Source organism: Allocatenococcus thiocycli, assembly GCF_921292965.1.
GTDB lineage: Bacteria > Pseudomonadota > Gammaproteobacteria > Enterobacterales > Vibrionaceae > Vibrio > Vibrio natriegens.
Window position 1 is genome coordinate 1 of record NZ_CAKLCK010000003.1, and the last position, 25,197, is coordinate 25,197.

A 25,197-nucleotide genomic window follows, 5' to 3' on the forward strand; every position below is an offset into this window, starting at 1 on the left:
CCAGACGCCAAATTTTTACTCGAATCGTATTGCCGCCGGCTTATCAGAAGGTTTATCCAGCGTTGGTTAGTCAGTGCATTATCGTTATGCTCGGCTCTGCCGTCGTATCTCAGATTTCAGTCGAGGAACTGACCTTTGCGGCGAACTTTGTGCAGTCCAGAACCTTTTTAAGTTTTGAATCTTATGCTGTTACTGCACTGATTTACCTTGTCCTTGCGATCTTAATGCGTCAGTTGTTTGCATTGATCAAAGCTCGCGTATTCAAAAACCCAGCGCTGTAGGAGAAGACGATTATGATGCAATTTACAGACTGGGACATTCTGCGCAACTTACTACTTGCAGCACGTTGGACCGTACTGCTATCCATTATTGCCTTTATAGGTGGTGGTTTGGTGGGGCTTGCCCTTACCTTACTCAGAAGTATGAAGAACATTCATCTTGGGAAAGGCATTCAACTTTATGTGGAGCTCTTTCAGGGAACACCACTTCTGATGCAGCTCTTTATGGCGTTTTTCGGTTTATCTCTGTTGGGGATAGAGGTTAGTGCGTGGTCCGCCGCTGCGTTGGCGTTAACGCTATACAGCAGCGCCTATTTTCATGACATTTGGCGCGGTTGTATTGAGGCGTTACCTAAAGGTCAGTGGGAAGCGTGTCGTACTCTGGGTCTCAATTACATGCAGACCATGCGCAATGTCATTATTCCTCAGGCTTATCGAATTGCCATTGCACCGACGATTGGCTTCTCGGTTCAAATTGTTAAAGGCACCGCGCTTGCTTCGATCATCGGTTTTGTCGAGTTAACTAAAGCCGGAACCATGCTGAATAACGCGACATTCCAACCATTTAAAGTGTTTGCCATGGTCGCTGTACTTTACTTTGTTATCTGTTTCCCTCTGTCATTATTGGCTCGTCATTTGGAGAAAAAAACCTATGTCTCTCGTTAGTGTTGATCAAGTACATAAGTACTATGGTGAAAACCATGTTCTCAAAGGTGTGGACATGAAAGTTGAGGCAGGTGAAGTTGTCTCTATTATTGGCCGCAGTGGATCTGGCAAGAGTACGTTACTGCGTTGTATGAATGGCCTGGAAACCTATCAGGATGGCGCGATCATCGTAGACCGTCAGGCCGTAGAAGATGATGACTATAAGCTGCGTCTTCTCAGTCGAAGTGTTGGTATGGTATTCCAAAGTTTCAATCTTTTCCCTCATATGACCGTGGGTGAGAACGTGATGTTGGCGCCAAAACTGGTATTGAAAAAGGACGCTAAAGCCTGTGAAGCTCAAGCGAGAGAGTTACTCGAAAAGGTTGGCTTAGCCGATAAATTTGATGCTTATCCAGCGAACCTATCTGGTGGTCAGCAACAGCGTGTTGCCATCGCGCGTTCTCTAGCTATGAATCCAAAGGTGCTGTTGTGTGATGAAATCACTTCAGCGCTCGATCCAGAGTTAGTTGGTGAAGTATTAAAAGTGCTAGAGCAGCTAAAGAAAGAAGGAATGACGCTGATTCTGGTTACTCACGAGATGAACTTTGCTCGAGAAGTTGGCGATAGAGTCGTGTTCATGAACCAAGGGAAAGTGTGGGAAAGTGGCCCAAGTGAAGTAGTTTTCGATGATCCACAAACCGAAGAACTGCGTAGCTTTTTATCTGCCGTGAAGTAATAAACAGGCTCTATTTTCTAACCCACCAAACAGCGGTTTTGGTGGGTTACCTTCCTTTTAAAAAGCGCTTATCGAAGTGGGCGAGCGTAGGGCTTAATTTCGAACACTAACTATCGTTAAAGAAAGTAGTGGATTGAACAATAATTGTACAAACAAACGGCGATCACAAACAAAGTACTTTGATTTGCATCAAAATGTAATAGTATAACGTTACGTTTGTTTCACTGTTTTTGTCGTGCATTACTTCCATCATCTTAAACTAAAGAAATTGTTGCTTCTTGCGATGCTCTTAATCCCTTTGGGGTTGAGTACGCTCTCGCTTGCGCACTCGATGGAAACGGATCAAAACGTTCACGAACACCATACCTGTGAAATCTACGAAGCAATTTGTCATGCTTTAAGCTCACAATCTTCGCTGAGCATACTCTCTGATAAAGCGCAGTGCTATCAGCGATTCGATATCCAGCTCACGACCCTTACCTCTTCAGAGTTACCCCGAACACGCTCGCCACCTCAACTGGTCTAACGCTTTCTCCTTTTCGGAGAATCCAACACTTTTTAACTTGATACCCCAATAACCTCGCAATTTTTGTCAGGGTGAGTTGATGTCGGCTTGCGCTTGTAAAAAGTTCACGGCGATGCATCAGCTATGTGCAGTTGTTATTTGGGGAAAATAGCGTCTAAAAAATACGTTAGGGATCGTTATGACCGAAATATCTTATGCTTCTATCGCAAAAAAGAAGAAGCTTATTCGTGGCCTGATTTTGGCTTCCGTAGTTGCAGCGGGTGCTGCTATCGCATTAAGTAACCTAGACACATCACCGGCGCAGGTTACACCAAACAAGAGTAATACATTATCGATTAGTGGACCTTGGGAGATCTCCAGCTTAGACCCTTCAAAACAGGGATATATGTTAATTCGTATGCAGGTAGTAGAGACCCTGCTCAACGTTGATGGTAAGGGGATTATTACCTCTGGATTGGCAACCAAATGGCAAAGCAGTGAAGACGGCTTATCCTGGCATTTTACATTGCGCGACAACGTAACGTTTCATGATGGTTCTAAACTGGACGCTGAAGCGGTCGTTCGCAGCCTGGCTATTGCTCAGCGCAAACACGGTACACTCAACAAGGCAGAGATACGCGGTATTTCCGCGATTAGTGACAATGAGATTCTAATCGAATTGAGTCAACCTTACGCTGCATTTGCCTCACTGTTGACCAACTATTCTAACGCTATCTTGTCGCCTGCATCTTACGAGCCTAACGGAGCCGTAAAAACACTTTACGGTACGGGGCCATATCAAATGGAAAGCTTTGCACCGCCGCACAAGTTCTTGGTTAAAAAGTTTGATGGTTACTGGGGGGAAGAAGCAAAAATCGATTTCGCCACATACTTAACGGGCCATCGTGCAGAAAGTCGTTTGCTGCAGGCGAAGTCTGGCGAAGCCGATATCGTATTCAATCTTGAGCCATCCATGTTAGGGCAGCTAAAAAGTGGTAATGAGGTTCAAGTTCACAGTGACCTGATCCCGCGAACCATGTTGGTAAAAGTAAATGCGGGTCATCCATTCCTAAATGAAGCGAGAGCCAGAAAGGCATTAAGTATGGCAATTGATCGAGCGTCGATTGCAAAAAATGTGCTTGGTGTACCGGGTTCGGAAACCACGCAAATCATGCCAAGTTCCATGTCTCAGTGGTTTATTAAAGACGCGAAAAACGACGATTTCGATCTCGATCTGGCGCGCTCAACCTTGGCTGATTTAGGTTGGAAACGCGGAGAAAACGGCACTCTAGAGCGGGATGGTGTGCCGTTCAAACTGACGATGATCACCTATGCCGATCGACCTGAATTGACCACGGTCGCAACCGCGATTCAAGCGCAATGGGCCAAGCTTGGTGTTGACCTAAAAGTCGATGTCACAAACTCAAGTATGATCCCAGCGGGTCATCAGGATGGCTCACTAGAAACGGCATTGATCGCGCGTAATTTTGGTTTCATCGCTGATCCGCTACCTATCATCAGCTCTGACTTTGCGAACGGAGGCGGCGACTGGGGAACGATGAATTGGGAAAACGCAAAGGTAGACAGTACGATTGATCGCTTACTTCACAATCACGATGCGACACGTGCATTTGAGCTAAGCCAGATCGTCGCGCAAGAAATTCATCAGGATGCACCAGTGATTGCGATTTCTAGCTACAGCCAACATACCTCGGTGAATAAACGAGTTAAACACTTTAGGTTTGATCCGTTTGAGCGCAATTACTTCATCAACCAGATGGAAATTAACTGATGCTTCTGAGGATTTTAAGAAAGCGACTTTATCAACTGATTCTGGTGGCTTGGGGAGTCGGTACGCTCACATTTGTACTTATGCGAAGCTTACCGGGAGATATGGCATATCTTATTGCGGCCAGTCGTTATGGGCAGGATAACGTGGATTCCGCAGCGGCTGAGCTGGTGCGTCAAGAGCTCAATTTAGACCAAGGATGGTTCAGTAGTTATGTCAGCTGGTTGGGTGACCTGCTACAGCTTAACTTAGGTAATTCCCTCGTCAGTGGTCTACCAGTGAGTGAAGCGGTTGTACATCAGCTTGGGCACTCTATGCTTCTTGCTGGAGTTGGTATCACGCTATCTGTATTGATAGCGCTTCCGCTAGGAACCTGGTCCGCGAAGAAAGGGAGACTGGTTAATTCTCTTGTCGTGTGGTTCTCGACCTTCACCCGTGCGATGCCTGTGTTTGTATTGGGTCTGTTGATGATCCTCATTTTCGCTATCAGTTGGAAATGGTTCCCTGTTGCGGGTTTTGGTACTTGGCAGCATTTGGTTTTACCAAGTATTACTTTAGCAATTAGTTTAGCGGCAGTCTCGAACCGAGTTGTGCATAACAGTGTACGCAGCGTTCTACGCTCTCCTTTCTATATATTCTCGCGCGTCAAAGGCTTAAGTGAAACGCAGACTTTCTTCCGTCATGGCTTACGTAACATGGCAGTACCAATCGTCGCATTTGTTGGCATTCAACTAGTCAGTGTGATTGAAGGCATCATTATGATTGAGTCGCTCTTCTCGTGGCCGGGTGTTGGCCATGGTCTCGCACACGCGATTTTTGCCCGCGACATTCCGGTGATTCAAGGCTGTGCACTGACGATGGGTATTCTGTTTGTGCTCCTCAATAGCATTATTGACGTGCTGTGCTACTGGATTGACCCAAGAGGTCAGCAAGAAAAATGATGAAACAATTTACATTAAATCAAAAGCTCGGATTATTACTCTTACTGGGCTTGTTTGGCTTTTCTTTGTTTGTGGGATGGCTATCTCCGTACTCTATTGATGAGCAAAACCTTTCGATCCGATTATTGCCGCCAAGCAGTGAACATTGGTTTGGTACCGATCACTTTGGTAGAGATATGATGACACGCCTTGCGAGTGCCATCGGTTTGTCTTTCGCATTGAGTGTGTTTTGTGTCATCAGTTCATCGACTCTGGGCGTTTTGTTAGGTGTGTGTTCTGCATGGGCAGGCGGCCGAGTAGAGCAGGGGCTCGATATTGTCGTCAATATTTTACTCGCGCTACCTGGGTTAGTTTTAGTTCTTCTGTTGTCAGCCATTGCGCCGGGATCATTCTTAGTCATGTATCTGGCGATTTCACTGGTTCAATGGGTTGAGTATTACCGAGTAACAAGAGCGATTACTCGCACTGTCATCGATAGCCCGGAGCGACAAGTGTCGATGATGATGGGATTTGGCAAATGGTATCAATTCAAACGTCATATCTGGCCGGCACTTTCAGCATCAATCTTTACGATGGCGGCGTTTGGCGGAGCAAATGCCATTTTGATGATGGCTTCTATGGGATTCGTTTCCGTGGGTATTCAGCCACCTTTAGCAGAACTTGGCCTAATGAGCGTCGAGCTGTTCCCGTTTTATGTGGATGCGCCTTGGGTTTTAGCTCAGCCATTACTGGTTGTGGCGTTGTTGGTATTGGGCTTTCATTTATTAGCAGGAGCGAGCCGTGAATCTCTTAATTCAACTGACTGATCTGTCTGTCAAAGCGAAAGACATCGAGCTTCTCCAGCCGCTGTCGCTAAAGCTATATCAAGATAAACCGGTAACGATTCTTGGCCAAACGGGCTCAGGTAAAAGTTTGCTAGCTCAGGCAGTGGTAGGTTTATTGCCGAGCTCACTCCAACAATATGGAACAGTAGAAATATTTGGAAAAGACCATGACAGGGATTCTCTCACAAACCTTTGGGGAAAAGAGGTCATTATGTTGCCGCAAGAACCATGGCGGGCGCTTGATCCTCTGATGCCTGCTTATAAGCAAGTTGCCGAAGTTTATGAGTGCCTGCATGGATTGAGTGAGGAGTCTGCCTTTCATCGAGCCATTGACGATTTAGACAATATGGGACTAAAAAGCAGCGCTTATAAACGGCCCGGGCAACTTTCTGGCGGTATGGCACAGCGTTTGGCTGTCGCTGCTGCTACGGCTGGTGGTGCAAAAGTTGTGTTTGCTGATGAACCCACTAAAGGGTTGGATGTCAGCCGCCGCAACGACATCGTTAGACTTTTACTTCAAAGTGCTCAAGGAGGAGGACTGCTGACGATCACTCACGATATCGAAGTTGCGCGTCAGATAGGCGGTGACATCATCGTGATGAAAGAAGGTGTTGTTGTTGAGCAGGGAACGGCGGACCAAGTGTTGAATCATCCCCAGCACGTCTATACGCAAGCTTTGATTGCCGCCGATCCAAAACATTGGGTTGCAAGGGCAAAGTACTTAAGTGAGTCGATGCCCGTGTTAAACGTTGAGAATCTTGCCATAGGACGAAACGGCCATGCTTTATCACGAGAGATTAACTTTACGATACATACGGGTGAAGTGATTGGTGTTGTTGGTGATAGTGGCTGTGGTAAGAGTACTCTGGGAGATACATTACTTGGTTTATTACCACCCGTTGAGGGTAAAGTTGCCAAATTATCTCCGAATACAAAGCCGTATCAATGGTTGAAGCTATTTCAAGATCCTCCGGCTGCGTTTACTTCTAGTGTGACGCTTGGTGTGCTATTGGATGATTTGGTCAAGCTGCACAAAATCGATAGGGACAAAATCGCACCATTAATGAAAAAGCTAAAGTTCGCTCCCGAGTTGTTAGAGAGAAAAAGTACTGAAGTTTCTGGCGGAGAATTGCAGCGCTTTGCCATTCTCAGGGCTTTATTATTGGATCCGATATTCTTGTTCGCAGATGAGCCAACATCAAGGCTCGATCCCATTATTGCTCAAGAGGTGACTGACTTATTGGTAGATTTGGCAAAAGAACAGGGATGTGCGTTGCTGCTCGTCAGTCATGATCCAAACCTGATTGAAAAGTGCTGTGATACCGTTATCGACTTGAACTAATCTGCAAACCTAAATCTTTAATGCGCCTTTTATTCTAAAGGCGCTTAGTATTCACTCTACTTACTTATCCTTTTTTACTCCTTAATTCCCTCACATTGCCTCGTTAATTTGTGTGGCGATAGTTTAAATAATTCTTGTGATGTTTGAGTTTAATTAAGGATGTTTCTTGTGAGCATGCTGATTAAATTTACCCCAAATTGGTAAGTTAAATTAAATATGAAAGCGGTAAAAATCTCGTGTATTAGTTATTTATTGATAACGTCAGCCCAACCTCAAGCTGCTTTGTATCAGGTAATAGAAGTGACGCCCGATACAAGTTACAGCTATGAAAGTGCTTATGGTGTCGCGATTCAACCGTCCACAGTCACCGGTGAAAGTGACAACTGCTTTGAATCATCTTATGTAGAAGGGGATGGGATCTCTTGTTCAGCGTATACATTGGCGGGAGAGACTCGCCTTGTTGAGCCAAGTGAAGGGAAGGCCGTTGATGGATTGAGTTATCGTGAAGAAACGCCATTTGGTATTGATAACCGCTTTATGTATGTCCAGGAACAAGGTGATTTTGAAGACTACTGTGATGCACAGTTACTGTATGGCACCTGTGAATCATGGGCGGCTTTACATTGGGCACAGTGGAGTGACGAGCTAAGCGGTAGCACAGAGCCCAATTCAATCGCGTTTCTCGGTGACTATGATACCGGCACTGCCTACAACGAAAGCTACAACATCGTAATCAACTCCTTAACTGAAGACGCTGAACCAGTGGGTATTCTGCATGACTTGGGAAATGTAACCAGTTATCTGCGTAATTACACCCAAGCTTTAGACGATACAAACCCAATTACGGATTCCTATCTGCAGTCGAGAGCGTGGAAAACAGACGGCGATTACACGGTAGGTAGTGTGTCGACAAGCGCATCAAATGATTACGGTGACTTTTACTCGTCAAAGGCGGCGCTGTGGAGTTCGTCTTTAGGTTCGTTAGTTGAGCTGGATTGGGCAAGTTCGGTGTCTGATACCGCGGTATACAAAAACAGGACTGCACAAGGGAGCCTCCGCGATTTCGTTATTGTTGACAATACGTTATATAGCGTTGGCTACAACACTTACCTACATGATTCTTACTACTATTTCATGGAAGCAACGGTATTTTCTGTTGATTTAGATAGCGATGTTTTTGACGCAGATAACTGGGAAACAAAGAAAATCTCCGGAGCTGGCGTCGAAAGTGACGATGATTATATTTACAGCAATACCTTACTAACTGGTGTCAACAGCAACTTAGTCGCGATTGGTGAATCCAAGCGTTCTGGTAGTTATCCGTACGAAAATGCCGCATCAAACAGAATGTATGTTGTCGATGATATATCAGAGAATTCCCTATCGGCGACCTACTTGAGTGGTGGTATATTCTTTGACGGTGTTGGAGGCAAAGCGCGAGCAATTAATAACTTCAATGAAATTGTTGGACAAGTGGACGCTGAAAATACCAACGAAAGTAGTGGCAAACCAAGACGAAAGCGAGGCTTTATCTACCCATATGATGGAGAAGGCACCAGTGATACACGTAGCGCAAGGTTAAGTGATCAAGCTTGGTGGTTAGATGATTTGACCAATGGCGGAGACTATTCAGACGATAACAACTATTACCGAATTATTGATGCGTCTGGAATAAATGATGCGGGCGTAATATCCGCGACCGCTTTAAAGTGTGAATCCGGATACGATGACACCAGTCACTTCGCCACCTGTGGTGATGAAGAAGAGGATGAACAAGTGGTAGCCGTTAAACTGGTTCCTATCGTTGGCGCTACTGCAGATGATATTGAAGAACGAAGTGATGAAGCGGAAGAGACAACCACAAGCCGTTCCGGAGGAAGCTTAAACTATTTCGGATTGCTTATTCTCTTGGCTTTATTTGGATACCGTACTTTCGCCAACAGGTCATCCCGACGTACTAGAACACAGTAAATATTGTTCCATCTTGTTGCTTGGCTAATTTCATTTTAGCCACTTTAAAGCGAGCTCAACTTTGAGTTCGCTCTTTTTCGTTTCACTGTTTCTGCAAATCAAAGCAGCCAATCTCCCTTGCCCCATTTATTTCGCATTACTCCATAATCTACTCACATTTTCCCGATACATTGAGCGTCGGTTTAATAGGGCAGTCGTACGCATAAATAGTATGAACTGACTAACTGGAGAGAAAACATGAAAAAATTTGTACTAGTCGCAACGACAATATTGATGACTTTCGGCTCATTGTCCGTATTCGCAGACGATCGACCTGCGCCTCCACCGAATGGCGACCGTCCAGAGCCACCATCGTTTAGTGATATTGATACTAACGGTGATGGCGTTTTGACTAAGGACGAGCTTCGAGGTCCGTTCCTTGAAGACTTCGACAAGCTTGATGTTGATGGAAGTGGTTCGCTTACGGAAGATGAATTACCGACGCCACCAGAGCCTCGATAAAAGTCGCTTCGTTAGTTTGACAAGCTAACAGCAGCAAGGTGAGTTACGTGATATCACACTCAGTAATGGTGACTTAAGATAGAATCGGTTATTGTGGAAAAGCATTAAGCGTTGTAACTCACCCATTGAACAAAAGTATTATCATCACATCCCGTAGGTCTGCCGTGCGTATTTCTCTGTTTCAAAAGCTGTTTTCTGCGTTACTCCTAAGTAGTGCTCTGGTTATAGTGATCATGGCACTACAAATTAACGCCAGTTTTAAAGATGGATTTCAGCGGTATTTGAACCAGGAAGAAATAGCCAAAGTGGGATTAATGGCGGAACGCGCAAGCCAATATTATTCTCAATCAAAAGATTGGTCGCGGTTTGAAGATTCTCCCCATTGGTGGGAGGATTTTCTGATGTTGTCTGGTGAAATGCCGCCACCGAGAGACGACATGCTTCCGCCGGGAGATCGCCAACCATCGTTGCATGCAAAGCCCTTTAAAGACCCGATGATGGCACCATTGAGCGCTAGGTTAAATTTGTTAGATGCTGATGAAAGAGTGTTATTTGGTCATTATGAAAACCTGGATGTCAAAGAAGGGATGCATCTACACAAAGTAGAAATTCTCTATGAAGGTAAAGGAGTCGGCTATATTTCTATCTTGCAAAGTGATTCTTTCAACAATCATTTAGCTGATCAATTCTTAAAGTCTCAAACCACGAACCTTATGATCATCAGTGTTGCTGCTATTTTCGTCAGTTTACTTTTTGCTGTTGTGTTTGTGCGTTATCTTTTGACGCCTTTGCGCGCGCTTCATCAAGGTGCGAATGCGGTACGAAATGGCAACCTCAGCTATCAGATTGAGTACCACAGCAATGATGAAATTGCCGATGTAACCCAAGCATTTAATCACTTGGTCGACTCGCTGAAATCTCAAGAAGAGATGCGAGAACGCTGGCTGTCGGATATTTCTCATGAGTTGCGCACACCATTAGCAGTGCTCAGAGGGGAGCTTGAAGCGCTTCAGGATGGCATTCGTCGTCCTGAGCCAGCCTATATTCAATCCCTCCACCAACAAGTACTTACGCTCACTCAGCTCGTGGAAGACTTACGTGCTTCTGCAAAAGCAGACATCACGGTTCGCTTGCAAACGGAGTCTGTGAACGTGAAAAGTGGCGTCGAAAATGTCTTGGTGAGCCATTTAAATCGCTTCGAGAAAAAATCGCTGAGTCTGGATGTGGACTTTGCTATAGATGCAAACTTAAATATCCAAGCCGACAGACAAAAGCTGAGTCAGGTACTGAACAACTTATTGGAAAACAGCTTTCGCTATACAGACTCGGGAGGGCAGGTAAAAATCTATTTAGGGCAGGAACAAAGCTCAGTTTTGCTTGCCATAGAAGATAGCTCACCAGGTGTACCAAACGATGCACTACCAAAACTTTGTGATCGACTTTATCGCGTGGATCAATCGCGTAGTCGAGCTTTTGGTGGTTCAGGACTTGGATTATCAATATGTAAAAGCATCATTCAGGCTCATAACGGTGACCTAAAACTGGAACATTCCAAACTGGGTGGCTTGAAAGTTTCTGTGCGTTTACCAATCGAATAGAGCCCGTTTACCCGTTATACGTCTTTAGGATAAATAAGAAAAACCATGATACTAATTGTTGAAGATGAACCTTCATTGGCAAACGTTGTTTCCGACTATTTAATTCATAACGGATTCGAAACCCATATTATCGGTGACGGCAATCAAGTGATCGAGTGGGTTAAGAAACACAACCCAGAATTGATCTTATTGGATCTGATGTTGCCGAATCGAAACGGGTTAAGTATCTATCGAGAGTTAAGAACCTTCAGCGATATTCCAACCATTATGGCGACGGCGAAAGTCGAAGAGATAGATCGATTACTGGGTTTGGAACTCGGCGCCGATGATTATGTGTGTAAACCATACAGCCCACGCGAGCTGGTGGTACGCGTCCGCAACGTATTACGAAGATACAACGCTATCAATACACCAAAAGGCGACGACGAGGCTGCCCCAATGATCATTGATCAAAGCCAAATGAAAGTGTGGGTAGATGGTGAGTTGATCACGCTAACATCGGTGGAGTTTAAGTTGCTCTCTTATTTTCATCAGCATGAAGGCCAAGTGTTCAGCCGCGAGCAATTGATGAATAAAATCTATAACGATGAGCGGATAGTCACGGACCGTACGATTGATACACATATCAAGAACTTACGCAAAAAGATATTTGCCGTTAACTCCGAGTTGGACTGCATTAAGGCCGTGTATGGTGTGGGCTATCGTTTCGAGATTGCATAAACCTGGCTTAATCTAGGAGAAGGGTAAACTAACCTTGTCGATTATTCGTGCAACGACGTTACGTTATCGTCAGGATTTGGTGAAATCCAATGGCTTGAGCCTGTTTAGACTGTTTCTATCTCAGGCCCGAGTATAAAATTTAATGGATTACATTGGATAAATAAGAGCTAACCATTGAAGACGAAAATAAAAGCAAAAATCTTTGCCTTATCCGCTGCGGCATTGCTGCTTAACGGGTGTGCCAGTTACAGCATCACTGAACGAGATATGAATCAATATCTCCAAGACAAAGCGACAATTAACCAATCCGTTGGGGTTGAAAACGTCATGTATGCAAAAGTGTCAGTCGATGATCTAGAAGTAAAAATTGGCCGAGTAGACAATGACCGTATTTCGGTGTTTGCTAACACAACGGCGGATGTACAGTTTTTAACTCAACGAACGGTAGGCCTAGATCTCGACCTTGAATTTAGCGCGATTCCTAAATACGACCAAAAAACAGGTGAAGTGTTTCTGCAGTCACTTCGTCTGGAGAAGTTTGAAGACAAAAGCAATTTACTGACACCGGAAATTAGCAATCTTATTAAACCCGCTGTTTCGATGATCGGCTACGCACTGTCAAATCAACCAGTCTATAAGCTAGAAAGTGATAAAGTGCAGTCCATACTTCTAAAGTCGGCAAGCCCTAATTTAGTTATCAAAAACAATCAATTAGTGATTGAGTTGTTTGATTAATCTCGCAAACTAACATGATCTGCCGTGACGGTTCTAAAATAAACTGTTACGGCAGTGAGCAAACTTTATTTGTCGTCGCTCTTGCGCAAATTCGTGTCTAATTCAAGACACAGCACTCTCAACGCTTCAATACTTTCTGCCGTCATACTTGAGCGCGACTCTAGCTTTGCGGTCAATTCTTGCGCATCTTCCTGTAGCTGACTGCCTTTGGATGTCAGTGAAATGACTTTCTTACGCTCATCTAACTCAGAAACTTTTCGGGTTAATAAACTCTTTGATTCCAATCGTTTAACAATCGGTGTCAACGTCCCTGAATCCAAATGAGTATCCTGAGAAAGTTCTTTCAAGCTCACGTTGTTTTTACACCAAAGTGAGTGCATCACAATGTACTGAGGATAGGTAAGATCGTATTCGTCGAGCAAAGGACGGAAAGCACGTACCAACGAGTTGGTCGCCGTGTACAAAGCAAAACAAACGTTATCTGATAATTTCTCGGCCATAGATGAGTCCAATTTTGAGCAAGACGACAATATTAACAAATTCTGCGTCATTTAAAATCCATTGTGCACAAATTATTTTTGAGCAAAGTGGTTGCTTTACTCTCGAACTCAAGTTAACTTACTCGCAAATTGTTTGTGCGCAAACTAAATTGCGATGCAATCAATCTGATTATCTAAGAGGTGATAACTGTTTATTACGAACGGTTAAACGCACATTGAAGCAAAAGTAAGAGAGAGCAATATGATCAGCCAACAAATCCATTTAGCATCACGCCCAGTTGGTATGCCAACAAAAGAAAACTTCAAATCTGTTGAAGTAGAGTTACCAGCAATTCAAGAAGGCGAAGTGTTAATTAAAAATACGTGGATGTCTGTTGACCCATACATGCGCGGTCGCATGTACGATAGAGAGTCATACATTCCACCATTTGAAATTGACCAGGTTTTGGAAGGCGGAGCCATTGGTGAAGTCATCGAATCAAGAAATGACAACTTCCCAGTCGGCTCAAAAGTCAGCAACATCAGTGGTTGGCGTACGACTTTTATCAGTGACGGCACCGATTTAACCTTGTTACCAGCAGTTGTTTTGCCAGATCAACACTTCCTAGGTGTTATTGGTATGCCTGGTTTAACGGGTTGGGTAGGTCTGTTTAAAGTCGCTCAACTTAAGCCGACAGATACCGTTTTTGTTTCCGCAGCATCAGGCGCGGTCGGTAGCGTGGTTTGTCAGATTGCCAAACTGCATGGCTGTAGAGTGATTGGTTCAGTAGGCTCAGATGATAAAGCTGAAATGGTAAAAGCAATGGGTGCAGATGCGGTTATCAACTACAAAAAAGTTGACGACTTGACGCAGGCACTACGCGAAGCTGCACCAGAAGGTATTGATGTGTACTTTGAAAATGTGGGTGGTGCGCATTTAGAAGCGGCGCTGGAAGTTATCAACCCATACGGTCGCATTCCGGTCTGTGGCATGATTGCAGACTACAATGCTGACAAGCCTCAACCGGGACCAAGCAACTTACTGCAAATCAACACTAAGAAGCTGACGATGCAAGGCTTCATCGTAATGGATTACTGGGATCTTGCTGGTGAGTTCGTTGAGCAAATGGGTCAGTGGATCAAAGAAGGCAAAGTGAAGTCTGAAGAGACCGTATACGAAGGGCTAGAAAACGCTGCTGAAGCGTTCATCGGTCTATTCGAAGGCAAAAACAAAGGTAAGATGCTGGTTAAAATTTAATTAGCTAAAGTAAAACCACTGTCAATTCACAAAAGCCAGTCAGTAAATCTGACTGGCTTTTTTACATCCACTATTTTTGCTCGGGGCAATGGTTAGCCAGTTGTCGCGTTAATAGCACAAACTACATGAAAAGCTTACAAAGTCACGATATCCTAGCGGGACAATAAAGTAGCCTGTGCTCAGGTTCCGAAAGCCCCCATAGGCATACTAGAAAGTTATGGCAAAAAGTGAATTCGAATGAAGTTTATCCATACCTCAGATTGGCACCTAGGCCGACAGTTCCACAACGTTTCATTACTCGATGATCAGCAAGCGGTTCTCGAACAATTGATCTCCTACATTGATGACAACCCAGTCGACGCAGTCGTCGTGGCGGGAGATGTGTATGACCGCTCTGTTCCGCCTACGGTTGCCATCGAACTTTTGAATCGTGTGGTAAAACGAATTTGTACTGAGCTGAAAACACCGATGATTTTGATTTCTGGTAATCACGATGGTGCAGAGCGTTTGGGGTTTGGCTCTGAACAGATGAAAAACTCGGGTTTGCATATCATCAGTAACTTTGAAGATATGCTTTCGCCTGTGGTGATTACGACCAAAGCGGCTGGTGAGGTGGCACTTTACGGCATGCCTTATAACGATCCTGAGCAGGTCAGGTTTGCTTATAAAGAATCGGTTTCGACCCATGATGAAGCGCACAGATTGCTTGTTGAAAAAATTACAGAGCAGTTTCAACCGCAGCAAAGAAGAGTGCTTATCAGCCACTGTTTCGTTGATGGGGCGATTGAGTCTGACTCGGAACGCCCGCTTTCTATTGGTGGTTCTGATCGTGTAAGCCATGAGCACTTCCTGGATTTCGACTATGTCGCACTTGGCCATTTACATCAGCCGCAGAAGAAGGGTGAAGAATACATTCGTTACTCTGGCTCTTTGATGAAATACAGTTTCGGTGAGCAGAACCAAAAGAAAGGTTTCACGCTGGTGGAAATCAACGAGAGTGGTTTTGCGTCTGCTGAGCATATTGAGCTGACCGCTCCGCATGAGATGCGAATTATTGAAGGTGATTTAGAGCAGGTCATCGAGAAAGGAAAAACGGACCCGAAAAGCGAGGACTATCTACTCGTTCGTCTGATGGATAAACATGCCATTTTAAATCCGATGGAAAAACTTCGTGCGGTCTACCCAAATGTTTTGCACCTAGAGAAACCGGGCATGTTGATCGGGGTTGAACAGGAGATGGCACAAGCCAAACTTGCTCGCAGTGAAATCGATATGTTCCGCGACTTCTTTAGTGAAGCGCAGGACAGTCAGTTGTCGCAAGAACAAGAGCGAGCCGTCAACGATATTATCAAGCAATTATCTCAGCTGTAAGGGCCCCAAATGAAGCCTATCAAACTCACCATGCAAGCTTTTGGTCCATTCGCAAAAACGGAAACCATCGATTTCGAGAAGCTTGGTAATAACCCGCTATTTTTAATTAATGGACCAACGGGTTCAGGTAAAACGTCGATTCTCGATGCGATTTGTTTCGCGCTTTATGGTGAAACTACAGGTAATGAGCGCCAGGGTATTCAGATGCGATGTGATTTGGCCACTGCCGATCTGCCAACCGAAGTTACTCTGGATTTTTCACTGCACGGAAAGGTATACCGAGTTACTCGTTCCCCGGAACAAGAAGCGCCGAAGGCTCGTGGTGATGGTATGACCGTGAAAAAGCACACGGCTTCTCTGTATGAGCTGGGTGATAGCGAAAAACTCATTACCAGCAAAACCACGCAAGTTAAGACCGAAATTACCAATATTATTGGCTTAACAGAAACACAGTTTCGCCAAGTGATGGTACTTCCTCAAGGGAAGTTTCGCGAGTTACTTCTGGCAAGCTCTAAAGAGCGCGAAGAGATTTTCGGCCAGCTGTTCCAGACTGACATTTACAAAAAAATTGAGTATGCGCTCAAAGATAAAGCGAGCGCGATCAGTAAAGCGAAGAATGAGTTTGATAACCAGATTCGCGGCGCTTTGCAGGTTGCGGGAGTAAGTTCAGAAGAGGAATTGATTCAACAGAAAGAATCCGTTTCAGAACAACTGGAACAAGAGAAAAAGAGTGAGCAAGCTTGTCTGGAAAAGCTCAACACCATTAAGTCCGAGTTACAAAAAGCGCAGGCATTGTCTGCTGAGTTTACTCGCCGTGAACAAGCTGAGGCATCGCTGAAGTTACATTTAAAAAATTCAGAAGCAATAGACGCGCGTCAGCAACGATTAGAGAAAGCGAAAAGCGCGAGCAAAATCGAGTTGCATTATGTTGCTTTACAGAACGCTAAGACGCAATCACAAGAGTTAACCCAGAAGATTAGTTCACTTAGCCATAACTTAACTGAAGCGACGAACGTGGCGGAAGGAAAAGAAGCTGAGCTCAAAACCGCGAAGCAGAATGCTGAACAAGTGCCTCAATTGACGCAATTGCAGTTTAACCTCGAAGGAATGAAAGAAAAGCTGATTGAAAAAGTGGACTTGGAAGCAAAAATCGCCAACGGGTTACAAGAGAAACAGCAATTTGAAACAAAACTGCAGCAATACATCGCTTTAAAAGAAAAACTAACGCAAGAAGCACAGCAGGGCCAAAAAACGCTTGATCAAGCCCGTGTTGATGTCGCGTTAGTGGCCAGTGTCGACGCTGAAATTAAGCAAAAGCAACGCCTTTTACAAGATGTTCAAAAACTTTCTGGTTTGAAGCAAGAGCTTGCTAAGCATGATGCTTTGACCTCCAGCAAGCAACAAAACCTTGAGCAAGCTAAACAGGCCTATGTCTTGGCACAACAATCAGCTGATCGCCTGGAGCTAAAATGGCACAACGCGCAAGCGGCAGTTTTAGCCCAAAGGCTGCAAACAGGGGAAGCGTGTCCGGTTTGTGGTAGTTGTGAGCATCCTCATCCTGCACAGTTTAGTGAAGAAGAGGTGACAAAAGAGCAAGTTCAAACGGCTCGTGCTCAAGAGCGTGCTGCGCAAACGTCATACAACCAGCTTAGTAACCAACTGGAGCAACACTATGTTGTTGCTCGACAATATCAAAAGCAACTGGATGACCTCTTAGAAGAGCTTGGTGAACACGCTACGACTGAAGCGGTACAAATTCAGGCAGAACTTCAATCCGCTCATGAAAAATTACAGCGTTTGACAGCCATTGATATCGCTCAGTTAGAGAAAAACGTCGAGCAGCTTAACCAGCGCTGCGTTGTTGGCGAAACAAAGATCAATGAGCTGCAAAATCAAATGGCGGCGAATGAATCAACAATCAAGGCAAATCAAGATCAGCTCAGTAAACTGTTGGCAAACATAGACCCGAAATATGGCTCGGTAGAAGTTTTAGAACAGGAAATTATTCAAACCAAAGAGCAGATTCAGCGCCTTAATAAGAGTCTGGAAAGTGCACAGTCGCAGCTTCAACAAGCGATGTTAGCCAAGTCGAATATTGAAAGTCAGCTAACCACGAACAAGCAATGGTTAGCGGAGTCGGAGCTTAAACTCAACGAGGCAAAATCGAACTGGCAAAAAGCACTGGGCGAAAGCCGCTTTAAGGATGAAGAAAATTATCTTCAAAGCAAAGCGACAGAACAAGAACTGCAATCGTGGCAGCAAGAAATCGATCAATTTAAGCAAACTCAAATCAAGCTTGAGCAAACACTTAGTGATCTTAAACTAGCATTACAAGATATTGAAAAACCAGATATTGAAGTTATTAATGTCAACTTAAACATTCAACAGCAACACTATGTTGAATCGAGAAACAAGCTTGATTCTGTCAGGTCAATTTTTGAACGACTGGAAAAAGTGCGCATTGATATAGCGAGTTTGCATGACAAGAACAGCAAGCTAGAAGATGAGTACAAAGTCTTTGGTACGCTTTACGATGTGGCGAGTGGTAAAACAGGCAGTCGTATCAGTTTGCATCGTTTTGTACTCGGTGTGCTTTTAGACGATGTCTTAATCCAATCCTCGCAACGACTAAGTTTGATGAGTAAGGGCAGATACATTCTGGCACGTAAGACAGAAGGGTTTAAGGGCGCAGCAGGCCGAGGGCTTGATCTCGTCGTTGAAGATGGCTACACCGGTAAAATGCGAGACGTTGCGACGCTGTCTGGTGGAGAGTCTTTCATGGCTGCACTGGCTTTAGCGCTTGGTCTGTCTGACGTGGTGCAGTCATACAGCGGTGGTATTCGCTTGGATACACTGTTCATTGACGAAGGTTTCGGTAGCCTGGATCCTGAATCTTTGGATCTTGCCATTCAGACCTTAGTCGACCTCCAGCAAACAGGGCGCATGATCGGTGTAATTTCTCACGTCTCGGAACTTAAAGAACAGATGGCGCAACGCATTGATGTGGAGCCGTCTCGTGTTGGTTCTACCGTTTCCGTTAAGTCTCACATGGCGTTAGCTGACTAATTACCGTATCAATCCAATCTACAAGTGCTTTGCTGCTAACATAGTCAACAAGCAGCAAGGCACCTCTTCTCTACTCCTCGTTCCATAATTCTTCGTTAGCTAAGACGAATATTCAGTGACGGTTAATTAGTCGATCCAAGAACTATATACAATATTAATGACTTAGAATTCTGCTTGATAAAAATATTAATAAAATATATGCAAATGGTTGTGTCACGCATAATCTGGAACTATATATTATACGTGTTTCATAGCACGTATCTTCCCGATTAAGTAGTCAGATTCGGGTTCATATTTCGCCTGAAAAGGAGCGTAATTATGGCCATCGGCGACGAACTATCCAGCATAGATTTTGAATCTATGATCGGCGGTCCACTCAATGCAGTGGTTCGCGCTCAAGCCCAATCAGCACAAACATCCGTAGACTTTATCAAGTCTGTCGGCTTTGAAGCTGAGAGTAATGAACCAACGATGATCACCTTCAGTTATATGAAGGCGATTGAAGTCAAGAACGAACAGGGTGAAGTCACAGGCACAGAGCCTAAAAAGTACGATCTTACCGTCCCTATCTTAACGATGTTACCTATTCCATTTATTCGCGTGGAAGAAACAACGATTGCATTTAACGCCAAAATTAATTCAGTCCAGCAATCAACGACATCTTCTTCACATGACCTTAATACCAAGCTATCAGTAAAAGCGGGTTGGGGGCCTGTATCGGCCAAGCTTAGTGCGAGTTACTCTTATAAGAAATCCACATCTAGCTCATCAAAAATTGAACGAACTTACAGTATGTCCGTGAATGTTCGTGCCGTTCAAGATGAATTGCCCGCAGGCACAGAGAAGTTGCTCGGTATTCTTGAAAACTCCATCACAGAGGTTGAGTCACAGGCTTAGAACAGTCTATGACGAGTTCGATAACAAATAGGGAGGTTGTATGTCTGAGTTAAGTGAAGTCTTGGGTGCGCTGATGATCAGTCTGGTCCATGCGCGCAGGCTTGCCGATGAGGAAACGGCTGCGGTTGCCGAATATTATAAGGATCATCCTCTGCTAGAAGGAATGAGTCTCCCGCGAGTGCGGGTTCCGGAGCTAACCATTGATATGCCGTTAACCATCGACAAACAGGTCCCTGCGAAAGTTGCAGAGCTCGACAGCCCGCGTGTTTTACACCAAGCGCTGATGGCTCAGCTAACCAAGTCACTAGACGACGAAGACATACTTAGCCGAACTAAAACCTTCCAAAACAACTTCGATAAAGAGCTCAAACTCGCTCTGGAAAATATAGCCGAGCGTCAACGCAGTGGTGACGTTCGGATTACCAAAGAAAGCCTGGTGCGCGCGGTTGATGACGCATTTCAAAAAGCGCTCAAAAAGACAAGCTCTACGCAGGAGATTCCTTTTGACAGGCTTGAATCAGTGAGCAAGCAATTACGTCATCGCATAGCAGCTATCGCGTTAAAATCTCAATCTATCCCAATCACATTAAAGACCAGCGTGGTCAGTTCTGAAGTCAAAGAAAGCGCGACGCCACTCAATGCGATTCGCTTAAACATCACTATACGTGAAGAGGGTCTGGAGTGGGCAACGAGCATTGAAAATGGACGAACCAAAAGCAAGCTTATGCCGGAGTGATTATGGAGTCGGTACTGAAAGAAACCATCATCGCAAGGCTAATGCTGTTACCACAACTGAGTGATAAATACCTCGCGCAAGACCCAAGCTATGTAATGGATGTCGCCCTCTGGCTAAAGCAAACCGAGCAAAAACTTGAGCCACTACGCTGTCCGCTTGTTTCGACTCTAGCATCATTACGCGGATTGTTAGAAGCCTGCGACGATGGTTATCAAGACGATAGGATAATGAATTCAAGCCGGAGTAAGCGCAAAGGGAAGCGCGCGTTGGCTGCGTCATTGTTAACTCGAGCTGATACAATTCTTAACGCGGAGTTGCAACGTATAGACAGCAACTTTGCAGAAGTGAATGAGAAACTGGCGCAGCTTATTGCCTTAGTATTTGCAAATCAGCCTTTGCCTATCGTGCAAAATATTACCTCTGCATACCTAAACTCAATCTGGAAAACACTTGGTGAACATCAGGAAACCAAATCCATGTACTTATACTTGCAAGCGCGTATCAGCGCGACCGACAGGCGCTACCTACTAAGTCATTTGCTAATCAACATGATTCCTGAAACCGATTAGAGCTTTAATACGTGAAATGTACTCCTAATGGAGCCTTGCTGTGAGTGAGCTTATCGGTTCTATTGTAAAACCACTAGTTATTGGCTTTAGCCTCATCATATTGTTGTTGCGCGTTCAAAATGTCACCCAGGTTAGATTCAATCCAGTCGACCAATTGTTCGACTTTGTGTGCGACCTCCGTTCCTTTGTCTGTCAGACAATATTCAACGTGAGGCGGCACGACTGGATGCGCGGTACGTAATACAAATCCATCAGCCTCTAATGCTTGCAAGGTTTGGGAAAGCATTTTCTCGCTGACACCTGTAATTTTTTTTCTAAGTTCACTGAATCGATGTGTTCCACCGAGTAATGCGAACAACACAAGTACGCCCCAACGGCTGGTCACATCTTGCAATATACTGCGAGAAGGGCATTCCTTCGCGAGTACATTTCCTCGGCTAAACTTTTCCGATAGCAAATTACCCATAGTTTCGCTCATAAATTCAATAACCTTTATTGGAAATGTCAAAATAATTCATACTTACTAAAAAGTACGTACTTACCAAAAGTAAGTTAGTGTGGCAGATTATACACAAACAAGCTTTTCATTAACAGACGAGGAAAAGTACAATGATTGCAGTTACAGGCGCTACTGGCCAATTGGGCCAATTGGTCATCAAACATTTATTGAACAAAGTTGAGCCTCAGCAAATAGTCGCTCTAGTTCGAAACATAGAAAAAGCAGCATCACTGACATCTTTGGGTGTCCAGGTTCGTCAGGCCGATTACTCAAAACCTGAGACTTTAGAATCTGCATTAGACGGCGTGGCTAAATTACTATTGATCTCGTCGAGCGAGGTAGGTCAGCGTGCTACTCAACACAAAAATGTTATTGATGCTGCGAAGAAAGCTGGCGTAGAGCTACTTGCATACACCAGTCTTTTGCATGCTGACACTTCGCCACTTGCTTTAGCTGAAGAACACGTAGTGACAGAAGCGTATTTAAAACAAGCTGACGTCCCTCATGTGCTTTTACGCAATGGATGGTATACAGAGAACTACTTAGCTAGCGTTGCACCAGCACTGGCCAATGGTGGCTTTATTGGGTGCGCTCAAGATGGAAAAATTAGCTCTGCGGCTCGCGAAGATTATGCCGAAGCAGCGGCAGCGGTGTTGACCAGTGAAGCTGAGCAAAGTGGTAAAGTATATGAGCTGCCCGGGGATGAAGCTTATACCTTAAGCGAACTGAGCGCGTTAATCAGCAAGAAGTCAGGAAAGGCGATTCCTTACATTAATATGGAAGAAGCGGATTTTGCAAAAGCACTAGAAGGTGCAGGGCTTCCGGCACCATTTGCCGCTGTGTTAGCTAACTCTGATACTGGTGCATCTCAAGGCGCTTTGTACGACGATAGTAAAACGCTCAGCGCGTTGATTGGTCATCCAACCAAGTCATTAGAACAATTGATCGATAATTATCTTAAATAGACAAAGCCTAAAAAGCCCCAGATTAGGGGCTTTCAAGGTTTGAAATCACTGTTCGCAGAATTTCCCTTCGTGTGGTGATTGTGTAATAGAGTAGTCACCATCCAAGTTGCGATAAACGATCGTGTTCCAAACCACACCATCACCCATTTCAAACTCAATCGCGTAATTCACGCCGCTGACGATTTGTGCATGAACATTGATAATTTGTTTGAACGATGAAGCTGAATCCATTTCTGTCAGTACAAAAGCCATCGCCTTTTGAACGTCGGGTGTAGACTTAAACATTTTCCACCCACCTGGCATATTTCCCTGACTACTGCATACGTCTGCCGAGGTTGTTATTTCTGTCGTCTCTTCGGGACTGTTTTGTTGGCAACCAACAAGCAATACCAACAGTGCACAAGCTGACATTGTCTTAAACTTCATAACAATAACCTCAATTTATATCGGGGCGTATTATAAAAGGCTCCTATGAAGAGAAATGTCTATGTTGTGCAAACTTTCGATAGGTAGGACGTCAAATTGCAAAATAAACAACTGAATTTGTAGGAATATTTGTAGGAACGGTACTTTAATGACCAAAAACATAGGTATGATTGTGATATACCTTCATACATAAGCAAATAGGGTTTATGATCCGTTTTGGATCATATTCAGTAAAATCAGTCACTAACTAATATGGGAACTTGCAATGAAATTAATAAAGTCGCTTCTGTTGCTGTCTGTCGCTGTTTTGTTTGGTTGTACCTCGAAGCCCGAAGGTGTTGATCCAGTTCAGAATTTTGAACTGAAACCTTATTTGGGGAAATGGTTTGAAATTGCGCGATTAGACCATTCTTTTGAACGCGGATTATCCAATGTAACCGCTGAATATGAACTTCGTGAAGACGGCGGTGTGACGGTAATAAACCGTGGCTATTCACAAGAAGAACAAAGTTGGAAGCAAGCGGAAGGGAAAGCGTATTTTGTTGATGAACCGTCAACTGGCCATTTAAAAGTTTCTTTCTTTGGCCCATTTTATTCGTCGTATATCATCTTTGAGCTTGGTGAAGATTATGATTACGCATTTATATCTGGCTACAATCGCGACTATCTTTGGTTGCTATCACGTCAGCCGCAAGTGGATTCAGCAACGCTTGAAAGATTCAAACAAGTAGCCCGAGACAAAGGCTTTGCTGTAGACGAGTTAATTCTGGTTGATCAGACTCAATAGCTCAGACGGTAGATAGAATAACCCCCCTTAATCGGGGGGATATGATAGAACTGTTTAACGCTATTTAATCAGGCGAACTAGGAGTGATCCCGCCGCTCGAATCGATTCGACATTATGGCTGATGACGGTGCCTGAAGCAGGAGCAGTGTACCGTTGTATCTCGTCTCCAAAACTATCATATTGGATTGCCACCAGTTGACCTTGCTCCACCGATTGCAAAATATTGACTTGAGGTAGAACGAAACCACCCAGTTCTGCTCGAACGTTTATTATTTCACGGCCTTCCACACAAGACTGAATCGGCGTTGGAGCACCAGAAAGCAATTCGAACTGTTTAAGAATATTGAAGATACCGGTTACCGTGCGGTCGATCAGAGCTTGATCGGTATAACGTCCTGTCCCAACTTCAACCGTGACAGCTGGTACTACCACGTTGTTCCATGCCGTTTCCAATACACCATTTTCGCCCGGATCATCCAAAATAACGTCTGGATTAATATGGCGCGCCATTTTTAACGAGTCCTCAATACGGAAATCTGCGAAGACATAAAGTGGGTAGGCTGCGCCGCTAGTTTGGGTGTGTAAGTCTATTGCTAAGTCAGCATTTGGCTTTAATAACTGATTCCAAAGCGTGTACAAGTAGCGGTTCGCTTCATTACCGAACTCGTTGCCTGGAAAGAAGCGGTTTAGGTTCGCGCGTGCAGCATCCGGGTCAGGAGAACAAAAATCCCGGCTTTTATTCAACATGCCGCTCAAGTTGATCCCCGGTACGATGGTTACTGTACCAGCAAGGTCAGCGCCAATCAGTTCCCTGGCCGTTTTTTGTGCTGCCAATACTCCGTTGTATTCGTCACCATGAACACCAGCGGTAATCATTAATTTCTTACCAGGTTTCTGACCTTTAAACACGAGTACAGGCAGGTGTTGCCATTGCGAAAGTGCATTGGTTGCAATACGAAACCAGAACTTATGTTCACCGGATGGGAGATCTTCCACATCTAGGGCTTGTATTACTTTGTGTCCTTGAATTACGTCATCGGAAAATTGTGTTGCCATTAAGGTGATCACTCCAAAAAGCATTTGTATTGATGCTTGCTTACTGAATTGGATTCTAATAACCGATAGGGTAAAGAGTACTAGGGGAAAGTGCCAGTAGAATTGTGCAAGTTAACTTTATGTCGCCGTAATTTTAGAGTACATCAATATCAATGAGTTAGTTGTTCCGCATAAAACGCAGCCACGTCTTTCAGATCTTCATCATTGAGCATTTTTAATTGGCTTGCCATCATTTCTGCTAAGGGGCCTTGGCGCTCACTGTTTTGATAGGACTTCATTGCGTTAAATAGATACTGAGCGTCCTGGCCTGCGAGGTTAGGGTAAGTTTCATTGACACTGATTCCCGTCGCACCGTGACAATAGACACAACTGGGTGACTTAATTTTACCTTTGGCTGCGTCACCAGAAGGGTTTGCCATAGTGGCGGGAGCAAAAATAACAGAAATAAACAACAGGTACTTTAACATTAGCGAGCTCTTTATGGTGCGTATACTCGCTGTAGA

At 44.5% G+C, this 25,197-nt stretch carries 25 protein-coding genes; 20 read left to right on the forward strand and 5 right to left on the reverse strand.

Going from position 1 to position 25,197, the window contains the following annotated elements; translation table 11 throughout:
• From L9Q40_RS02545 to L9Q40_RS02600, 12 genes are all read left to right on the forward strand, one after another.
• Positions 1-281: ABC transporter permease subunit (locus L9Q40_RS02545; protein ID WP_498791830.1), on the forward strand; the 281-nt coding region annotated here is incomplete at its 5' end.
• Positions 282-293: 12 nt separating this feature from the next.
• The gene (locus L9Q40_RS02550) at positions 294-944 is read left to right on the forward strand and encodes an amino acid ABC transporter permease (RefSeq protein WP_498791831.1); all 651 of its coding nucleotides are present in this window, start codon (positions 294-296) and stop codon (positions 942-944) included.
• Positions 931-1,659 carry an amino acid ABC transporter ATP-binding protein gene (locus L9Q40_RS02555; RefSeq protein WP_014234126.1) on the forward strand — a complete coding sequence of 243 codons (729 nt, stop codon included), beginning with the start codon at positions 931-933 and terminating at the stop codon, positions 1,657-1,659. The genes L9Q40_RS02550 and L9Q40_RS02555 overlap by 14 nt, the downstream gene beginning before the upstream one ends.
• 704 nt (positions 1,660-2,363) lie before the next feature.
• The gene (locus tag L9Q40_RS02560; RefSeq protein WP_498791832.1) at positions 2,364-3,956 is read left to right on the forward strand and encodes an ABC transporter substrate-binding protein; all 1,593 of its coding nucleotides are present in this window, start codon (positions 2,364-2,366) and stop codon (positions 3,954-3,956) included.
• Positions 3,956-4,894, forward strand: a complete 939-nt coding sequence (locus L9Q40_RS02565; RefSeq protein WP_239947032.1) for an ABC transporter permease — start codon at positions 3,956-3,958, stop codon at positions 4,892-4,894. The genes L9Q40_RS02560 and L9Q40_RS02565 overlap by 1 nt, the downstream gene beginning before the upstream one ends.
• Positions 4,891-5,700: an ABC transporter permease gene (locus tag L9Q40_RS02570; RefSeq protein WP_498791834.1), complete on the forward strand. Its 810-nt coding sequence runs from the start codon at positions 4,891-4,893 to the stop codon at positions 5,698-5,700. The genes L9Q40_RS02565 and L9Q40_RS02570 overlap by 4 nt, the downstream gene beginning before the upstream one ends.
• Positions 5,675-7,060 (forward strand): ABC transporter ATP-binding protein, encoded by a 1,386-nt coding sequence (locus tag L9Q40_RS02575; RefSeq protein ID WP_498791836.1) that lies wholly within the window; start codon positions 5,675-5,677, stop codon positions 7,058-7,060. Before L9Q40_RS02570 ends, L9Q40_RS02575 begins: the two co-directional genes overlap by 26 nt.
• A 216-nt stretch (positions 7,061-7,276) precedes the next feature.
• A complete protein-coding gene (locus tag L9Q40_RS02580; RefSeq protein WP_498791838.1) occupies positions 7,277-9,031 on the forward strand; it encodes a DUF3466 family protein in 1,755 nt (584 codons plus the stop codon).
• A gap of 237 nt (positions 9,032-9,268) precedes the next feature.
• Positions 9,269-9,532 carry an EF-hand domain-containing protein gene (locus tag L9Q40_RS02585; protein WP_014234132.1) on the forward strand — a complete coding sequence of 88 codons (264 nt, stop codon included), beginning with the start codon at positions 9,269-9,271 and terminating at the stop codon, positions 9,530-9,532.
• A 164-nt stretch (positions 9,533-9,696) separates the two neighbouring features.
• A complete protein-coding gene (locus L9Q40_RS02590; RefSeq protein ID WP_329353218.1) occupies positions 9,697-11,130 on the forward strand; it encodes an ATP-binding protein in 1,434 nt (477 codons plus the stop codon).
• Positions 11,131-11,175: 45 nt separating this feature from the next.
• On the forward strand, positions 11,176-11,850 hold the full coding sequence (locus tag L9Q40_RS02595; RefSeq protein WP_020334800.1) for a response regulator: 675 nt from the start codon (positions 11,176-11,178) through the stop codon (positions 11,848-11,850).
• Positions 11,851-12,024: 174 nt separating this feature from the next.
• On the forward strand, positions 12,025-12,585 hold the full coding sequence (locus tag L9Q40_RS02600) for a YceB family lipoprotein (RefSeq protein WP_498791841.1): 561 nt from the start codon (positions 12,025-12,027) through the stop codon (positions 12,583-12,585).
• A 65-nt stretch (positions 12,586-12,650) separates the two neighbouring features.
• Here L9Q40_RS02600 and L9Q40_RS02605 read toward each other — a convergent pair whose 3' ends face one another.
• A complete protein-coding gene (locus L9Q40_RS02605) occupies positions 12,651-13,085 on the reverse strand; it encodes a MarR family winged helix-turn-helix transcriptional regulator (RefSeq protein ID WP_498791843.1) in 435 nt (144 codons plus the stop codon).
• 241 nt (positions 13,086-13,326) lie between these two features.
• Here L9Q40_RS02605 and L9Q40_RS02610 point away from each other — a divergent pair, with 241 nt between their 5' ends.
• The 6 genes from L9Q40_RS02610 to L9Q40_RS02635 all read left to right on the forward strand — a co-directional run bounded on the left by L9Q40_RS02610 (position 13,327) and on the right by L9Q40_RS02635 (position 20,961).
• Positions 13,327-14,322, forward strand: a complete 996-nt coding sequence (locus L9Q40_RS02610) for an NADP-dependent oxidoreductase (protein WP_498791845.1) — start codon at positions 13,327-13,329, stop codon at positions 14,320-14,322.
• A gap of 237 nt (positions 14,323-14,559) precedes the next feature.
• A complete protein-coding gene (locus L9Q40_RS02615; RefSeq protein WP_498791849.1) occupies positions 14,560-15,693 on the forward strand; it encodes an exonuclease SbcCD subunit D in 1,134 nt (377 codons plus the stop codon).
• Positions 15,694-15,702: 9 nt separating this feature from the next.
• Complete coding sequence (locus L9Q40_RS02620; protein WP_498791852.1) at positions 15,703-18,759, forward strand: AAA family ATPase; 3,057 nt, start codon at positions 15,703-15,705, stop codon at positions 18,757-18,759.
• Positions 18,760-19,077: 318 nt separating this feature from the next.
• Positions 19,078-19,656: a DUF2589 domain-containing protein gene (locus L9Q40_RS02625; RefSeq protein ID WP_014234140.1), complete on the forward strand. Its 579-nt coding sequence runs from the start codon at positions 19,078-19,080 to the stop codon at positions 19,654-19,656.
• 40 nt (positions 19,657-19,696) lie between these two features.
• Entirely contained in the window at positions 19,697-20,392 is a 696-nt protein-coding gene (locus L9Q40_RS02630) for an amidase (RefSeq protein WP_498791854.1), read from the forward strand.
• Positions 20,393-20,394: 2 nt separating this feature from the next.
• Positions 20,395-20,961: a hypothetical protein gene (locus L9Q40_RS02635; RefSeq protein WP_020334806.1), complete on the forward strand. Its 567-nt coding sequence runs from the start codon at positions 20,395-20,397 to the stop codon at positions 20,959-20,961.
• A 73-nt stretch (positions 20,962-21,034) separates the two neighbouring features.
• Here L9Q40_RS02635 and L9Q40_RS02640 read toward each other — a convergent pair whose 3' ends face one another.
• Positions 21,035-21,439 (reverse strand): winged helix-turn-helix transcriptional regulator, encoded by a 405-nt coding sequence (locus L9Q40_RS02640; protein WP_041170400.1) that lies wholly within the window; start codon positions 21,437-21,439, stop codon positions 21,035-21,037.
• 131 nt (positions 21,440-21,570) lie between these two features.
• Here L9Q40_RS02640 and L9Q40_RS02645 point away from each other — a divergent pair, with 131 nt between their 5' ends.
• Entirely contained in the window at positions 21,571-22,425 is an 855-nt protein-coding gene (locus L9Q40_RS02645; protein ID WP_498791858.1) for an SDR family oxidoreductase, read from the forward strand.
• Positions 22,426-22,470: 45 nt separating this feature from the next.
• Here the strand turns inward: L9Q40_RS02645 and L9Q40_RS02650 are convergent, their stop codons facing one another.
• Positions 22,471-22,851, reverse strand: coding sequence for a cystatin domain-containing protein (locus tag L9Q40_RS02650; RefSeq protein ID WP_065298690.1), 381 nt, complete (start codon positions 22,849-22,851; stop codon positions 22,471-22,473).
• Between the two features lie 265 nt (positions 22,852-23,116).
• Here L9Q40_RS02650 and L9Q40_RS02655 point away from each other — a divergent pair, with 265 nt between their 5' ends.
• Positions 23,117-23,638 carry a lipocalin family protein gene (locus tag L9Q40_RS02655; RefSeq protein WP_065298689.1) on the forward strand — a complete coding sequence of 174 codons (522 nt, stop codon included), beginning with the start codon at positions 23,117-23,119 and terminating at the stop codon, positions 23,636-23,638.
• A gap of 60 nt (positions 23,639-23,698) precedes the next feature.
• Here the strand turns inward: L9Q40_RS02655 and L9Q40_RS02660 are convergent, their stop codons facing one another.
• Together L9Q40_RS02660 and L9Q40_RS02665 are read right to left on the reverse strand one after the other, a co-directional pair.
• Positions 23,699-24,694, reverse strand: a complete 996-nt coding sequence (locus L9Q40_RS02660; RefSeq protein WP_498791861.1) for a succinylglutamate desuccinylase/aspartoacylase family protein — start codon at positions 24,692-24,694, stop codon at positions 23,699-23,701.
• A gap of 149 nt (positions 24,695-24,843) precedes the next feature.
• Positions 24,844-25,161, reverse strand: coding sequence for a c-type cytochrome (locus L9Q40_RS02665; protein ID WP_498791863.1), 318 nt, complete (start codon positions 25,159-25,161; stop codon positions 24,844-24,846).
• Between the last annotated feature and the right edge of the window lie 36 nt (positions 25,162-25,197).

Coding starts and splice junctions, on each gene's coding strand:
- L9Q40_RS02615 (WP_498791849.1), top strand. CDS start 14,560: ATGAAGTTTATCCATACCTCAGATTGGCACCTAGGCCGACAGTTCCAC.
- L9Q40_RS02595 (WP_020334800.1), top strand. CDS start 11,176: ATGATACTAATTGTTGAAGATGAACCTTCATTGGCAAACGTTGTTTCC.
- L9Q40_RS02610 (WP_498791845.1), top strand. CDS start 13,327: ATGATCAGCCAACAAATCCATTTAGCATCACGCCCAGTTGGTATGCCA.
- L9Q40_RS02565 (WP_239947032.1), top strand. CDS start 3,956: ATGCTTCTGAGGATTTTAAGAAAGCGACTTTATCAACTGATTCTGGTG.
- L9Q40_RS02560 (WP_498791832.1), top strand. CDS start 2,364: ATGACCGAAATATCTTATGCTTCTATCGCAAAAAAGAAGAAGCTTATT.
- L9Q40_RS02620 (WP_498791852.1), top strand. CDS start 15,703: ATGAAGCCTATCAAACTCACCATGCAAGCTTTTGGTCCATTCGCAAAA.
- L9Q40_RS02635 (WP_020334806.1), top strand. CDS start 20,395: ATGGAGTCGGTACTGAAAGAAACCATCATCGCAAGGCTAATGCTGTTA.
- L9Q40_RS02660 (WP_498791861.1), bottom strand. CDS start 24,694: ATGGCAACACAATTTTCCGATGACGTAATTCAAGGACACAAAGTAATA.
- L9Q40_RS02570 (WP_498791834.1), top strand. CDS start 4,891: ATGATGAAACAATTTACATTAAATCAAAAGCTCGGATTATTACTCTTA.
- L9Q40_RS02655 (WP_065298689.1), top strand. CDS start 23,117: ATGAAATTAATAAAGTCGCTTCTGTTGCTGTCTGTCGCTGTTTTGTTT.
- L9Q40_RS02580 (WP_498791838.1), top strand. CDS start 7,277: ATGAAAGCGGTAAAAATCTCGTGTATTAGTTATTTATTGATAACGTCA.
- L9Q40_RS02640 (WP_041170400.1), bottom strand. CDS start 21,439: ATGAGCGAAACTATGGGTAATTTGCTATCGGAAAAGTTTAGCCGAGGA.
- L9Q40_RS02625 (WP_014234140.1), top strand. CDS start 19,078: ATGGCCATCGGCGACGAACTATCCAGCATAGATTTTGAATCTATGATC.
- L9Q40_RS02585 (WP_014234132.1), top strand. CDS start 9,269: ATGAAAAAATTTGTACTAGTCGCAACGACAATATTGATGACTTTCGGC.
- L9Q40_RS02630 (WP_498791854.1), top strand. CDS start 19,697: ATGTCTGAGTTAAGTGAAGTCTTGGGTGCGCTGATGATCAGTCTGGTC.
- L9Q40_RS02555 (WP_014234126.1), top strand. CDS start 931: ATGTCTCTCGTTAGTGTTGATCAAGTACATAAGTACTATGGTGAAAAC.
- L9Q40_RS02605 (WP_498791843.1), bottom strand. CDS start 13,085: ATGGCCGAGAAATTATCAGATAACGTTTGTTTTGCTTTGTACACGGCG.
- L9Q40_RS02665 (WP_498791863.1), bottom strand. CDS start 25,161: ATGTTAAAGTACCTGTTGTTTATTTCTGTTATTTTTGCTCCCGCCACT.
- L9Q40_RS02550 (WP_498791831.1), top strand. CDS start 294: ATGATGCAATTTACAGACTGGGACATTCTGCGCAACTTACTACTTGCA.
- L9Q40_RS02650 (WP_065298690.1), bottom strand. CDS start 22,851: ATGAAGTTTAAGACAATGTCAGCTTGTGCACTGTTGGTATTGCTTGTT.
- L9Q40_RS02645 (WP_498791858.1), top strand. CDS start 21,571: ATGATTGCAGTTACAGGCGCTACTGGCCAATTGGGCCAATTGGTCATC.